13 protein-coding genes and 1 other RNA gene are annotated in these 13,504 nt (G+C 41.0%); 8 read left to right on the top strand and 6 right to left on the bottom strand.

Features of this window, described 5'->3' with window-relative positions; all coding sequences use genetic code 11:
- The first annotated feature begins 48 nt into the window (after nucleotides 1-48).
- An RNA gene (gene rnpB / locus PDL71_RS12850) (RNase P RNA component class A) lies at nucleotides 49-398 on the top strand.
- A gap of 99 nt (nucleotides 399-497) precedes the next feature.
- Here rnpB and PDL71_RS12845 read toward each other — a convergent pair.
- A complete protein-coding gene (locus PDL71_RS12845; protein WP_407521648.1) occupies nucleotides 498-1,007 on the bottom strand; it encodes a DinB family protein in 510 nt (169 codons plus the stop codon).
- Between the two features lie 53 nt (nucleotides 1,008-1,060).
- A complete protein-coding gene (locus tag PDL71_RS12840; protein WP_407521646.1) occupies nucleotides 1,061-2,761 on the bottom strand; it encodes a S8 family peptidase in 1,701 nt (566 codons plus the stop codon).
- Between the two features lie 293 nt (nucleotides 2,762-3,054).
- Between PDL71_RS12840 and PDL71_RS12835 the strand changes: the two genes are divergently transcribed.
- Nucleotides 3,055-3,849 (top strand): DUF4382 domain-containing protein, encoded by a 795-nt coding sequence (locus tag PDL71_RS12835; RefSeq protein ID WP_407521644.1) that lies wholly within the window; start codon nucleotides 3,055-3,057, stop codon nucleotides 3,847-3,849.
- A gap of 247 nt (nucleotides 3,850-4,096) precedes the next feature.
- Here the strand turns inward: PDL71_RS12835 and PDL71_RS12830 are convergent, their stop codons facing one another.
- Nucleotides 4,097-5,089: a WD40/YVTN/BNR-like repeat-containing protein gene (locus tag PDL71_RS12830; protein WP_407521642.1), complete on the bottom strand. Its 993-nt coding sequence runs from the start codon at nucleotides 5,087-5,089 to the stop codon at nucleotides 4,097-4,099.
- 58 nt (nucleotides 5,090-5,147) lie between these two features.
- Between PDL71_RS12830 and hutH the strand changes: the two genes are divergently transcribed.
- Together hutH and PDL71_RS12820 are read left to right on the top strand one after the other, a co-directional pair.
- On the top strand, nucleotides 5,148-6,689 hold the full coding sequence (gene hutH / locus PDL71_RS12825) for a histidine ammonia-lyase (RefSeq protein ID WP_407521639.1): 1,542 nt from the start codon (nucleotides 5,148-5,150) through the stop codon (nucleotides 6,687-6,689).
- Nucleotides 6,690-6,789: 100 nt separating this feature from the next.
- Nucleotides 6,790-7,401, top strand: coding sequence for a hypothetical protein (locus tag PDL71_RS12820; protein WP_407521637.1), 612 nt, complete (start codon nucleotides 6,790-6,792; stop codon nucleotides 7,399-7,401).
- 50 nt (nucleotides 7,402-7,451) lie between these two features.
- On the opposite strand, the gene PDL71_RS12815 is transcribed toward PDL71_RS12820, so the two are convergent.
- Nucleotides 7,452-8,771, bottom strand: coding sequence for an OmpA family protein (locus PDL71_RS12815; RefSeq protein WP_407521635.1), 1,320 nt, complete (start codon nucleotides 8,769-8,771; stop codon nucleotides 7,452-7,454).
- A 257-nt stretch (nucleotides 8,772-9,028) separates the two neighbouring features.
- On the opposite strand from PDL71_RS12815, the gene rpmI reads away from it, so the two are divergent.
- The 3 genes from rpmI (at nucleotide 9,029) to PDL71_RS12800 (ending at nucleotide 11,185) form a co-directional block, all read left to right on the top strand.
- A complete protein-coding gene (rpmI, locus tag PDL71_RS12810) occupies nucleotides 9,029-9,226 on the top strand; it encodes a 50S ribosomal protein L35 (RefSeq protein WP_407521632.1) in 198 nt (65 codons plus the stop codon).
- Nucleotides 9,227-9,273: 47 nt separating this feature from the next.
- Nucleotides 9,274-9,618 (top strand): 50S ribosomal protein L20, encoded by a 345-nt coding sequence (rplT, locus tag PDL71_RS12805; RefSeq protein ID WP_407521629.1) that lies wholly within the window; start codon nucleotides 9,274-9,276, stop codon nucleotides 9,616-9,618.
- Nucleotides 9,619-9,781: 163 nt separating this feature from the next.
- Entirely contained in the window at nucleotides 9,782-11,185 is a 1,404-nt protein-coding gene (locus PDL71_RS12800; protein ID WP_407528409.1) for an arginine decarboxylase, read from the top strand.
- A gap of 51 nt (nucleotides 11,186-11,236) precedes the next feature.
- Here PDL71_RS12800 and PDL71_RS12795 read toward each other — a convergent pair whose 3' ends face one another.
- Complete coding sequence (locus PDL71_RS12795; RefSeq protein ID WP_407521627.1) at nucleotides 11,237-11,731, bottom strand: T-complex 10 C-terminal domain-containing protein; 495 nt, start codon at nucleotides 11,729-11,731, stop codon at nucleotides 11,237-11,239.
- A 59-nt stretch (nucleotides 11,732-11,790) separates the two neighbouring features.
- On the opposite strand from PDL71_RS12795, the gene PDL71_RS12790 reads away from it, so the two are divergent.
- Entirely contained in the window at nucleotides 11,791-12,243 is a 453-nt protein-coding gene (locus PDL71_RS12790) for a hypothetical protein (protein WP_407521625.1), read from the top strand.
- A 5-nt stretch (nucleotides 12,244-12,248) separates the two neighbouring features.
- On the opposite strand, the gene PDL71_RS12785 is transcribed toward PDL71_RS12790, so the two are convergent.
- Nucleotides 12,249-13,496 (bottom strand): hypothetical protein, encoded by a 1,248-nt coding sequence (locus PDL71_RS12785; RefSeq protein WP_407521622.1) that lies wholly within the window; start codon nucleotides 13,494-13,496, stop codon nucleotides 12,249-12,251.
- Between the last annotated feature and the right edge of the window lie 8 nt (nucleotides 13,497-13,504).

Here is a 13,504-nt window from a genome sequence, read left to right as displayed (position 1 = left end):
ACTGCCGGTAACATCCATATTCCTCATAATTTAATTTTACCTTTACCAACTGCAAACCAGGCTATCGCTTTAAGCAATTAAGGAGGAAAGTCCGGACAGCAAAGGGCAGCCTTCCGGTGAAGAGCCGGGTGGTGCAGCAATGTGCCAACAGAAAGTGCCACAGAAAATAACCACCACGCTACGGCGGGGAAAGGGTGAAAATGTGAGGTAAGAGCTCACAAATTGTAGTGGTAACATTACAGTAGGGTAAACCTAAGGTGCTGAAATGCCATGTAAATCATCGCTTGAGAACGGCCCGTTCAATGATGATGGGTAGGCAGATTGATTCCGTTGTGTAAATGGCGGAACAGATAAATGATAGCCCACGACAGAATCCGGCTTACCGGTTTGCAGATTTTTTTCATCCGGCCTCTTGTGGGCGGATAAACATCAATCCCGATCTGTTTGATCGGGATTGTCCATTTAATGATGGTTTAGCTATTGAAACTTTCTAAGCGTTACAAATAACGTTCCTTCAGCACATTGATATGATGCAGCCAGTGCCCGAGTGTAATAAAGCCAATAGCATTTACCGTTACTTCTTTTCCGCTGGCAATACCACGGCGCTGCAATTCATCTTCACCCAAACTGCTAAACAGGTATTGTGTGGCGCTGCGTACTGCTACAAGTTCGTTTTTAAGATCCTGCAAACTTCGTTGACTTACATCAGCTATGGCTGCAAATGCATCTTCATCAAAGCTGGGTAATGGTTCTGCAGCTTTGCGTGCAATCCAGAGTGCACGGTAAGCAAATATGCGTTCGGCATCAATTACATGCTGGAGCAGTTGCTTTACTGTCCATTTACCTTCGGCATAAGCATAATCAGCTTTGCTGTCCGGTATTGCATTGAGCATGGCGGCAAGCTGTGTTTGTTGTGTTTTAAAAGCTTCCTGAATTTCATCGCCGCTTACTAAATCAATATACTTTTTGAAATACGGCGGGTGGTCGGTTGATAAGGGTTTTGCCATTTTGATTTGTTTTAAAATGAAAAAGTTCTGCAAAACTGCAGAACTTTCCGGGTTTATCCTTTTTTTGTTTTTTTCATTTTGGGGGAAGGTTTAGGTAGCGGTTTAGGAGCAGCCGGTTGCTGGTTCCGTTCACCTTTAAGTGTGGAAGCAATCTTAATGGATTCATAGGCATTTAATAATCCACCGGTCTGGCTTAGTTGATTAAAGCGGATCATTTCTTCCGGATTGCCCGGCTTTTTTACTTCAATGTTTTGTACCTGTGCTCCTTTTTCAATACAATACTTCAACTGCTCAGGTGAAAGATCAGGATAGTAAGAAAGAATTAATGCAGCAACACCGGCCACAACAGGGCTGGCCATACTGGTGCCCTGTGCAAAGCCATAAGTAGTACCGCCGGGTACGGTAGAGTAAATTTTTACACCGGGTGCAAACACATCTACTTCCTTTTTGCCATAATTGGTAAAATCAGCAGCAAGACCGCCGGTTTTAGGATCACCACTGGCACCAACGGTAATAAAATTGGTAGCTCTTTGTTTAGTGTCTTTAAAAACAGGATTGGGAAAATTTTCTGTACTGTCTACGTTATTGCCATCATTACCTGCTGCATGTACCAGTAACACACCTTTGCTCTTTGCATACTGCACCGCTTCATCCACCCATTTCTTTTGCGGAGAAAATCCTTTACCAAAACTCATATTGATAATGCGTGCACCGTTATCAACTGCATAACGTATAGCAAGGGCAATATCTTTATCATACTCATCTCCATCCGGTACGGCACGGATCATCATGATCTTTACATTATTGGCTACACCATCCACACCTACGCCATTGTTCCTGGCAGCAGCTATAATGCCGCTTACATGTGTACCGTGAAAAGGAGTACTTGCCATTACATCAGGATTGCCATAGTAACGGTCGTTGAAATCATAGTAATTATCTTTTACAATATCAGCACGGAAGTTTTTGGGAGGAGCATCCATTGCTTCGGCTTTACGTTCCTGCCCGTTGTAATAATCAGTAAATTCTTTCATGATGGTGGTGTTGGGCGCATCCATCATTTCAAAAGCTTTAAACAAAGTGAGCATGGTAGCTTTTGCATTGGCCTCTTTAGAGTTGCCGGGTTTAAAACCTGCTACTTCGTTGCCGGTGTATTCTTTTTTAAATGCTGTTTTCAGAATAGAATCAGCAGCCGCTGATTGTTTGTACAGGTTGCGGAGAAACAGTATCTGTGATTGTGCATCAGTAGCGCCACCTTCAATATCTTCTTTAGCCTCTTTAAAAATGCGGTACTCTTCTTTTTCTAATGGAGAGAGTTTTGCTTCATCTACATCGCCGCCATACTTTTGCTTGAGTGCATGGTATAAACGGGCTGCTTCCAGTGATTCTTCTTTTACGTTACGGCCATCTTTACCACCCAGGAAGTTCCAGCCATATACATCATCTACATAACCGTTTTTATCATCGTCAATTCCGTTGCCGGGAATTTCTTTGGGATTTTTCCATAACACAGGTTTCAAATCTTCATGCAGCGTATCAATACCACTGTCAATAACTGCTACAATAATGGGAGTGCTTTTTTTATCTTTCAAAAACTCGTAAGCCTGCTCCAGGCTGATGCCGTAGAACCCATCTTTATCGTTGTTTTTGAGGTGCCATCCTTTAAGTACGTCATCTTTCACTGCAGTTTGTGCCTGCGCAGATACGGATAAAACGAGGGCAAGGATATAAAACAACCAAACTGATTTCTTCATGTTTTCAATAAAATTTAGCTGTAAAGATGCAGTAAGATTTGATGCAAACAGTACCGTTCTTCCACATTTTTCCATTTTTTTAGCAAGGTTTTGACGGGGGTATGACAAGCGGGACCCTGTCTTTCGTTTCATACACACTACACTGTGATTCCTGAACAGCAAAAACGGTCTGCACCGCTTTCTTTCCGGTTCAGCAAGAACTGCTGCCTGTTCAGTTTCATTCGCTTTTCCTGCCCGGCGGGTGCTTCTACTTTTGACTCATGCAAACATTTTTAAATCAAAAATTTAATATCATGAAAACGGTTTTAAAAATCGCCATACCCGTGGCAGCGATCCTTATGTTGTTATTGCTGGGTTGTAAAAAAGAAAGCAGTGGGAACAAAGGCAAACAACAGCTTAAAGTTTATCTCACGGATAACCCGGTTAACTTCCAGGCAGTTAATATTAACATTCAGAAAGTGGAAGTAAAGATTGAAGTGGACAGTGCAGGTTTTGAACGTGAGTTTTGGGAAACACTGCAAATACGCCCCGGCATCTACAATATTCTCAACTTTCGCAACGGGGTGGATACACTGCTGGCACAGGGTTTTGTAACAACAGGAGAAATTAAAAAATTACGTATTACGCTGGGAGCCGGTAACAATGTAGTGTTGGATAATGTTACCTACCCGCTTACATTGAAAAAGCCAGAAGTGATTATTGATGTGGATGATATTTCATCCATTAATCCGGGTGAGTTTAAAATTCATATTGATTTTGATGCCTGTGGTTCCATCATCCGTATCAGCAATAATCAATTTGAACTGCAGCCAAGGATCAAAACCTTTGATGATGATCATGACGGACGTATTGAAGGAAAGATATTACCAAGAGAAGCAAAGGCAATTGTATCAGTAACAGGTGGCGGACAAACATTGATTGCTTTGCCTGATGATGACGATGGTGAATTTAAAATCCGTGGTATTAAAGCAGGAACTGTAGATCTTGAAATCAATGCTACTGCCAATGGTTATCGTGATACAGTGATCCGCAATATTGTGGTGGGCAGCAGGGAAGTGAAACTGGGAACCATACAGTTAAAAAAATAGGGTTTGATGTGAAGCAAATCGTTTCTATGTAAAACCAACCGGCTCTTACAGCCGGTTTTTTGTTTTGTAGCAGCACTCTTCTTCTTATATTCTTTTAATTCACGAAGAGTATAATAGATGAAATGATAACCCACCCCAACCCCTCCCGGGAGGGGAAACTGCCACACTCCGCAAAAGCAAGTGATTCTGTTCTTCGAACTCTGTTTTATTTGTAAAACAGGTTTTTTAAATCATATGTAATACTGTATTACCAAATGAGTTTTGCAATTCTTCCGTTTCTCCCTGCCAAAAAAACAGCTGTTCCTTTTTTAGCACGCATCACCACATGAAAACTTTCTTTTGAAATATTGCGCCAGTTCATACCTCCATCTTCACTCACATCTATACCACTGGTGCCGCAGGTAATCAGTTTCTTTTTGGTGAGATAGGTTACACAGCTACGATAACCAAAAGGAGGAGTTGCAGGTTGTACAAAGGTTTTCCCTTTGTCATGTGTGAGTACACAGTTGCTGGAGCGTGATGTGTCATTTGTAAAATCACCGCCTACAATGATGATGTTTTTTTCATCAAATACAGCAACAGAGTTGGCGCCTGTGTATTCTTTTCCCTGTACAATGGGCAGATCAAGTTTTAAATCCCTGATGAAGAGGCGGGATCTTTTTCCCCCGGTTACAAATACAGCTTCCTGTTGGTTGAGCTTTACAATATTGGTGCCGCTGGAAGCAAACATGGCTTCTCCTGCTTCAGCGGTTGGATAGTTGGTTTCCGGTAATCCACGCCAGGTATCTCCTCCATCAAAGCTGCGGGCGATGAATATTTTTCCATCAACCGGGTCACCAATTACAATGCCGCTGTTTTGATTCCAGAACTCCAGGGCATCGAGAAACATACCGGGCCGTTTATCTTCAAACACTTTTTTCCAGGTGTTGCCACCATCAGTTGTTTTTAAAATTACAGCCGGTGTGTCTACTGCAATCATAACAGCGGTGGTTGCATTAAAGGCTTCGATATCACGAAAATCTCTTTGTTCAAAACCGGCCACTTTTTTCCACTCAAATGTTTTTCCGCCGTTTGTAGAAACAGCTACAGTGCCTTTGCTGCCGCTGAGCCAGATGACTTCATTGGAAACAACACTTAATCCACGGATGGAAATATTCCTGTTGCTGTCCAGTAATTGAATACTTTGTGCGTGGAGCATACTTGCATAAAAGAAACTGAAGAGGAGGGCTATTGATTTCATACTTAAAAATAAGCAATTGATCCCTCTGCTTGCAGTGCAGATACTGCATATCTGCTGAATGGATGTTTTTTTATTACTTTCGTTGCCAACGATTGCCCTTATTATGACTGATAAGAATTTTCTTCTGCTGGATGAACGTTTTCTTACGTTTCAGGAAATTGAACAGTACCTGCGTTTTCATCAGCCCGTGGCTGTTACAACTTCTGCACAAACAAAAATTGAACAATGCAGGGCCTATCTTGATCAGAAGATGGCTGATACAGATACTCCCTTTTATGGTATCAATACCGGTTTTGGTTTTTTACAGAATGTAACCATTGGCGATGATCAATTGGAGGAACTGCAAAACAACCTGCTCATGAGTCATGCATGCGGTATGGGAGAGGAAGTGCCGGATGCCATTGTTCGCTTAATGCTCATGCTTAAAGTAAAATCCTTGAGTTATGGTAACAGTGGTGTGCAAACAGCTACTGTGGATCGGTTGGTACAAATGCACAATGCAGATGTATTGCCTGTTATTTATCAACAAGGATCATTAGGTGCCAGTGGTGATTTAGCGCCTTTGAGTCATTTAAGTTTGCCTTTGATTGGAAAAGGAGAAGTAAAATATAAAGGCACAAGAATTAAGGCTGAAGAGGTGTTGCAGCAATTGAACTGGGAAGTGATTCATTTAAAAAGTAAAGAAGGGCTGGCATTGATTAACGGTACACAGTTCATGAGTGCTTATGGTTTGTACTGCCTGGTACAGGCAGAACGATTGATGCAATGGGCCGATTTGATTGCAGCGGTTTCCTTTGATGCGTTTGATTGTGTTACTGAACCTTTGCATGAAAAAATTCATCATGCCCGCCCGCATCCGGGGCAATTGCATACAGCCAAAACCTTACAACAAATTTTAAACGGAAGTAGCATAGCTGCACAAAGGAAACAACAGGTGCAGGACCCTTACAGCTTCCGTTGTATTCCGCAGGTGCATGGCGCCACAAAAGATGCAGTAGCACATGTAAAAGAAGTGTTCCTGAGAGAAATGAACTCAGTAACTGATAACCCGAATGTTTTTCCGGAAGATGATTTGATTGTGAGCGGTGGTAATTTTCATGGACAACCTTTAGCGATGGCGCTGGATTATTTTGCAATTGCTATGAGTGAACTTGCAAACATCAGTGAACGCAGAACCTATCAACTCATCAGCGGACAAAGAGGTCTTCCCTTATTTCTTGTAAAAGAAGCGGGGCTCAACAGTGGTTTTATGATTCCGCAATACACCGCAGCAGGTATTGTGAGTGAAAACAAACAGCTATGCACCCCTGCCAGCGTGGATTCTATTTCATCATCCAATAACCAGGAAGATCATGTGAGCATGGGTGCCAATGCGGCTACCAAAGCTTATCGTGTTTTAAAAAATGCAGAAAAAGTATTGGCGATTGAATTGATGAGTGCTGCACAGGCACTTGATTTCAGAAGACCGGCACGTAGCTCAGAAAGGGTAGAAGAGGTGATTGCTGCTTTCAGAAGGGAAGTAGATTTTGTAAAGAAAGACCGTGTGTTACATAATGATATGATGAAGGCAGTTGCTTTTATTCAGCAATATGAATTGTAGAAACACTTAAAAAAGCAAAGAAGCATTTTTAAATTCCTGTGTAGTTTTTATTTTTGTTTCAACCCTTTTGCAACCGGCAGTCATTTTAAATGATTATGCTATGCCTTTATGGTTTGTAATTGTACTCTGCTGTATTCCGTTTATTTTATTTCTTCCTTTGTTTTCGTCGTTCAGGCAAAAGTATCCTGATGCGTTTGGATATATACTTTCATTGGTGGGCACTTTTGTAGGTATAATTGCCGGGTTGTATTTTACTGATTTAGCAGCGGCTAATGATAAACGCAAACTTACAGTGAAAGTGCTGGAGGCAAGTAAAGAGGAAATGCAATGGCTTATTAACAGGGCTAAAGCTATTGATCTCGTTACCGATACCTTGGCACAATCACAACGCCAGAAATATTATTACCTCGAAATGCCGCCTTTCTTTACACAAACCGTTAGAACAGAGTTGTTGTCAGAAGTATTGCATCCTAAAACGCATGAGCAGTTTAATGTAATACGTGAAAATCTTTTGTTTGATGTGGACTTGCTACGCAAAGATGTAGCTGCAAAAGATGCGCAGCACCTGGATGAAGATTTGAAAGACTATAAACAGCAACTTGCACTCGCTATAGAAGTGATGAACAGTGAAATTGATTTGCTGCAACATAAGATCAGCACCGGTGAATTTGAACAAAAAGCAAAAGCACGCATTGATAGCCTGATTAAATAAAAAACAGCCATTCAAGTTGAATGGCTGTTTTTTATAAAGTGTGCCGTTGATTATTGCTTGATGAATTCTACCCGCCGGTTATTTGCCTTTCCTTCAGGTGTGGTGTTGCTGTCAGTTGGCTGACTTTCACCTTTTCCATCTGTGGTCATACGACCGGCTTCAATACCGAATTCTTTTATCAGGAATTGCTTAACAGCTTCGGCACGTTTTTTAGATAACTCCAGGTTCTTTGCTTCATCGCCATCACTATCTGTATGACCGATGATGACAACTTTCACATCCCCGTTTTCTTTCAGCACATTGGCAATATCCTTAACAGCTCCGTAGGATTCCGGTTTTATTTTGTCACTGTTTACATCAAATAAAATTCCACGGGTTACAAACTTTCCTTCGGTGATAAGTTTATTCCTTGTATCAGGGGCTCCAATGGCCATTCGTATGTTGCCGAAATAAAATGCATCTTCTTCATTGGAAGCACCATCGTTTCTGAAGTAAACAGAGTTGAGTTTTAAACCATCAGCCACCAGTTTGGGTAAGTCCCACACTTTTTTATCGTTCATGTAAACACGAACTCTTCCTTTCTGTCGCCAGATGGAAATGCGGCACAGTGTACGTTCAGGTGCTGCAAGTACGTTTTGATCGGCTTCGTTTCTTAACACTTCCTGTCCGTTAAAACTTCCGTATGCGCTTGTAATACCTTGTTGGCCGCCGGCATTTTCAGGATGAAATGCAATTTCAAATCCGCCTCCGTTATCAATACGTCCATCACCAAATTTGGCAAAACGTCTGAAATCTTTTCCTACGTTATCTGCACTGGTAATACCTACAATAAACCAGCCACTGTAATAGCTGAACTTATCAGTAGTCATTAAATCAAACTCAAGAGTAAAGTTGTCGGGCAGGTTTTTAATCCATTCCGGGTACATCACCACTTCTTTTTTGGTCATGAGAAACCGCCCCTGTGTTTTGTTAACAGTTACAATTTCGCCACTTCCGTTGGTATTCCATTTATCAGGAAAGTCGCCGATATTATCTTTGGTAAAGTCTTCAAAGAGGATCACTTTTTCGCCGGGCACAAAATCAAACTTGCTGTAAGTTTCAAGAGAGGCTTTTCCTTCCTTCTGATTGCCGGGGCCTTCCATTTCTTCTTTTGACTTAGTGCCCGTACTGTCTTTTGCCCCTTTCTTTTTCTTTTTCGGATCCATGGCAGGGTCCATGGCTTTATCAACCGTTTCATCCACTTTCTGGTCAAGTTTCTGCTGGGCTTTTTGTTTGGCTCTTTCCTTAGCCCTTTCAATCGGATTAAATTGGGCCTGAGTAAACAAGGCTCCAAAAAGCAATAAAAAGCAGGTAATCAAAATCGGTTTCATGTGCATGCTGTTTAGATGGTCTGAAAGTTAAACAGGATTTTCCGCCTTTGAAATAACACATTCAGGTAATGAAAAAGCGCCTGTGCAGGTATAGAGGCTAAAATTTCAGGGCTGAATCTGCCTTTTTTTGAGTGTATTTGCCTACATTTGCACCCCCAAAAGGGATCACAGGTAATTGTGATTATTGCCCACCCGGCTCCCTAAGAGTTCTGCCCGTGCAGAAACGCCGTCAGGGTATCATCTTAAAGTGCATCAAAATGCCTAAGGTTAAAACGAATTCCAGTGCCAAAAAACGTTTCAAAGTAACGGCCACCGGAAAAATCACTCACCAAAAGAGTTTCAAACGTCACATTCTTACCAAAAAGTCTAAAAAGCGCAAGCGTAACATGCGTATTGACGGTACAGTGGCAAAATCTCATGTTGATTTTGTAAAACGTTTATTGCGTCTTAAATAAGCCGCACATCAGTAAACCAATTTTCAAAAATTTAAAAACATTAAGATATGCCCCGTTCAGTAAACGCAGTTGCTTCAAGAGCACGCCGCAAAAGAATTTTAAAAGCCGCAAAAGGATTTTACGGCAAACGTAAAAATGTATACACCGTTGCTAAAAACGTTGTAGAAAAAGGACAAACCTACAGCTATGTAGGCCGTAAATTAAAGAAAAGAGAATACCGCCGTCTCTGGATTGCACGTATTAACGCTGCAGTAAGAGAAGAAGGTTTAACTTATTCTGAATTCATCAACAAGCTGAAAGTTAAGAATATTGATCTTGACCGTAAGGTTCTGGCCGACCTGGCTATGAACGAGCCTGAAAGCTTTAAAAAGCTCGTGGCTTCAGTGAAGTAATTTCAGCTACTTCATTATAAACGTCCCGTCATTTACTGACGGGACGTTTTTATTGCCGGGAAATTACAGCCTGCAAAAAACTTCATGCCTGTATTTCATTTTTTCCAATAAGTTTGCACCCTAAACTTTTTCTACATTGGCAAGAGACAATGCTCCCTACCAGATGAGCAACAATACGTACACCGACCTGGTGCAGCAAACATTCAATTTTCCACAGGAAGGTTTTGATACCAAAGAAGGTTATCTCCAGTTTAACGGTGTGGATCTGAAAGCTTTGATTGATAAGTACGGAACGCCTATGAAGCTTACGTATTTACCCAAGATCGGGATGCAGATCAAAAAGGCGAAGAAGATGTTTGATGCGGCCATGAAAAAGCATCGTTATGAAGGCAAGTACTTTTATTGTTACTGTACCAAGAGCAGTCACTTCTCTTTTGTAGTGGAAGAAGCACTGAAGCACGATATTCACCTGGAAACTTCTTTTGCTTATGATATTGAAATCATCAATAAGCTGTACCAAAAGAAAAAAATCACGAAGGATATCCAGATCATCTGTAACGGTTATAAACAGAAAGGATATATCCAACGCATTGCCAAACTGCTCAACACCGGTTTTAAAAATGTAATGCCGGTACTGGATAACAAAGAGGAGTTACAGCAACTCAAGAAAACGGTAAAGGTTCCGTTTAAGGTGGGCATCCGTGTAGCGGCAGAAGAAGAACCTACTTTTCCTTTTTATACATCCAGATTAGGTATCCGTGCCAGGGATATTCTCGAGTTTTATGTAGATAAGATTGAAGGCAACGAGGATCGCTTTCAGCTCAAGATGCTTCACATCTTTCTGAACAAGGGTATTAAAGATGATATTTATTACTGGAGTGAATTAAACAAGATTGTAAACCTTTATTGCCAGTTGCGTAAAATCTGTCCGGAACTGGATTCAATCAATATTGGCGGTGGTTTCCCTATCAAGCATTCATTGGGTTTTGAGTATGATTATCAATTCATGATTAATGAAATTGTAGGTACTATCAAAAAGCAATGTAAGAAAGCAGGTGTGCCCATGCCGAATATTTATACAGAGTTCGGAAGCTTTACAGTAGGAGAGAGTATGGCACATATTTACAGTGTGCTGGGGCAGAAGGAACAAAACGATCGTGAAAACTGGTACATGATTGATTCCTCCTTCATCACAACCTTGCCTGATACCTGGGGTATTGGTGAAAAATTCCTGATGCTGCCCATTAATAAGTGGGATAATGAATACCAGCGTGTAGTATTAGGCGGTATTACCTGTGACAGTCATGATTATTACGATTCAGAGGAACATATCAATGAAGTGTTTCTTCCTAAGTTAAATGGTAATACCACAGAGCCTTTGTATGTCGGCTTTTTTCACACCGGTGCTTACCAGGATCAGATCAGCGGATACGGAGGTATCAAGCACTGTATGATTCCATCGCCCAAACATATTATTGTGGGACATGATAAGAATGGTAAACTGGTGGATTGGGTTTATGCGAAAGAACAGACGGCACAAAGTATGTTGAAGATACTTGGTTATTAAAACAGAAACCCCGACCATTTCGTCGGGGTTTTTTATGTTCTTCACTGGATTTTATAACTGCCGGTTTTTTCCTGAAGGATATTTCTGACCATTGCGTGGGTTTTGAGGATACTGTGGGTATTGCTGAGGATATCTTCTTACACGTCTGTCATCATCCCAGTCATCATCATCGTCGTGATCTTTCTTACAGTATTTTCTTCCTTTGGCGTAATCTCTTGCATTACCACCATATCTTTTCTTAGCCTGGCCGGGAGGCATTCCACAACCATTGCAGCATTGATGACGTTCATCTCTCCGGTCATAATCAGGATAACGATCATTGCGTTCTATTCTGCCGTTGGGGTAACGCACCGTACCATCAGGATACACAATGGTTCCATCCGGGTACCTCGTGGTGCCATCTCTTTCCACAACGGGTTCTTGTCTGCGTTGTTTTATCAGAACTTCATTTAGTATATCCCGTGCAGAGGGTTGTGCATAAGAGGCAAATGTGGCAATTATCATCATCACCGTTAATAACCACTTGTAAAGTTTAGTTGTAGCCATAGTTGGTAAGTTTTATACTTGTAATTCAAACCATCGGCCAAAAACATAAAACAACGGGTATGAAATATTTTCTTACGCTTTCTTTAACAATCCTTATGGCACAATTTGCTGCCGCACAAAGCACCGAAGATTCCGTAAAAGCAGCTGTGAATGATATGTTTACAGCTATGCGGAATGCTGACAGTGCAGGTTTGATGAATGTTTTTTCGCCAACTGCCGTTTTGCAAACCATTGGCCGTAATAAAGAAGGACAAACAATGGTGCGTACAGAACAGATTTCAGGTTTTGGATCCAGTATCAGCAAACTGGCAAAAGGTGATGCTGATGAACGGATTACTTTCGGAGCTATTCATATAGACGGCCCAATGGCAAGTGTGTGGACGCCTTATGAATTTTATTATAAAGGCAATTTCAGCCATTGCGGTGTTAATTCATTCCAACTGGTTCGGTTGAATGGTGTTTGGAAAATTCAGTACATCATTGATACAAGAAGAAAAGACAGTTGTAAATAACGGCTTTACTTTTTTCTCCGGTTATACTTCTTATTTACTTTGGGGTCATTGAAGTATTGATTGGCTTGCAGGGGATCAAGAATATCAACTCCTTCCAGCGGTACATCAATTAACTGTAGCTGACTTTGTTTTAACTCAGCTTTGAGTCTGGCTGTTTTTTGTACAATTTCCATATCTTTTTCACCAATCAAACTGTTTTCAGAAAGCACAAATTCGAGGCGCCGGATGCTGCTGCGCACCTGTGATACCATGTTCTGTTCATTTACTTTATTCGGCGCTACCGCTTCTTTAACCGGTACCAATGTAACTCCAACAGCAGGTAATACCCTTCCCACATTTTTCTGACTTTCATTGGCAGAAGTGCTCATAATTGTTCCGGCAAGAGCTGTGGAAGAAGAAGTCATGTCAAATGCAATACGGGAGCCTCTTACTTTCTTTATTTTTTTATCTAACGATCGGAATGTGAATTTGAGTTGCTGAATGTAACGGTTGTAATCAGAAACTGTTTTTTCATATTCCATTTTCTTTTGCGGATAATTCAATGCATCACGCACATTCACCCGCACAATTGCTGTATCCCTGTTTCTGAATTTATCTGTTGCAATAAATAACAACCGTACCGATTTTGTTTTTAATGTGTCATTATCTTTTACAAAGTCATAAGGAATACCCCATCTAAATTCATCAGCACATTTTGTAATGGATGATTCTGTTTTTAAAGGCAAACTGCTTTCAAAATTAATGAACTCTACAGGAAAGTTTCCGTTTTCGCATCCAATGGTAAAACGAAGCGTATCACCTTCATCCACCGTAACGATTCCTGAAACAGAGGGTCTTGCTTTTGAAGTAACCACTTCTGTATTGAAGAATAAAATCGTAAAAGCAGTATCAGCCCTGTCTGCCGGGTTAAACAGATTCTGAACACCCAGCATCACTTTGTATTCAGTATCATATTTGAGTTTGCCGGAAAGGAAATAGGCTTTATCTGCTTTGAAAGTGAGTAAACCGTTGTCTTTATTAATGCGTAAACCTAATGGTGAGTTTTTTAAGTACCAGTAATACTTACTTTCTTCTTTATTGATTTCCAGTTTATAGTTGAGTGAACTGTCTACATGTAGAGTAAAATAAGGGTTGAGGTTGCGGATACGAAGAATCGTATCAGCATCCGGCACCACAACAGAATCTGTTTTTTCCTGGGCTGATATACTGAATGCAAAAAATAAACCTGCAGTAAGAAGGAGTATCTGTTTCATGTTGATGC

Origin of the sequence: Lacibacter sp. MH-610 (assembly GCF_045780045.1) — a bacterium.
In the GTDB taxonomy this organism is placed as follows: Bacteria; Bacteroidota; Bacteroidia; order Chitinophagales; family Chitinophagaceae; genus Lacibacter.
The sequence above is the reverse complement of the archived record's forward strand: the minus strand, read 5'-3'. Positions and strand labels throughout refer to the sequence as shown.

Excerpts from the sequence above, each read along its gene's own strand:
- rpmI (WP_407521632.1), top strand. The coding sequence starts at position 9,029 with ATGCCTAAGGTTAAAACGAATTCCAGTGCCAAAAAACGTTTCAAAGTA.
- rplT (WP_407521629.1), top strand. The coding sequence starts at position 9,274 with ATGCCCCGTTCAGTAAACGCAGTTGCTTCAAGAGCACGCCGCAAAAGA.
- PDL71_RS12820 (WP_407521637.1), top strand. The coding sequence starts at position 6,790 with ATGCCTTTATGGTTTGTAATTGTACTCTGCTGTATTCCGTTTATTTTA.
- PDL71_RS12790 (WP_407521625.1), top strand. The coding sequence starts at position 11,791 with ATGAAATATTTTCTTACGCTTTCTTTAACAATCCTTATGGCACAATTT.
- PDL71_RS12835 (WP_407521644.1), top strand. The coding sequence starts at position 3,055 with ATGAAAACGGTTTTAAAAATCGCCATACCCGTGGCAGCGATCCTTATG.
- PDL71_RS12830 (WP_407521642.1), bottom strand. The coding sequence starts at position 5,089 with ATGAAATCAATAGCCCTCCTCTTCAGTTTCTTTTATGCAAGTATGCTC.
- PDL71_RS12795 (WP_407521627.1), bottom strand. The coding sequence starts at position 11,731 with ATGGCTACAACTAAACTTTACAAGTGGTTATTAACGGTGATGATGATA.
- hutH (WP_407521639.1), top strand. The coding sequence starts at position 5,148 with ATGGATGTTTTTTTATTACTTTCGTTGCCAACGATTGCCCTTATTATG.
- PDL71_RS12840 (WP_407521646.1), bottom strand. The coding sequence starts at position 2,761 with ATGAAGAAATCAGTTTGGTTGTTTTATATCCTTGCCCTCGTTTTATCC.
- PDL71_RS12845 (WP_407521648.1), bottom strand. The coding sequence starts at position 1,007 with ATGGCAAAACCCTTATCAACCGACCACCCGCCGTATTTCAAAAAGTAT.
- PDL71_RS12815 (WP_407521635.1), bottom strand. The coding sequence starts at position 8,771 with ATGAAACCGATTTTGATTACCTGCTTTTTATTGCTTTTTGGAGCCTTG.
- PDL71_RS12800 (WP_407528409.1), top strand. The coding sequence starts at position 9,782 with ATGAGCAACAATACGTACACCGACCTGGTGCAGCAAACATTCAATTTT.
- PDL71_RS12785 (WP_407521622.1), bottom strand. The coding sequence starts at position 13,496 with ATGAAACAGATACTCCTTCTTACTGCAGGTTTATTTTTTGCATTCAGT.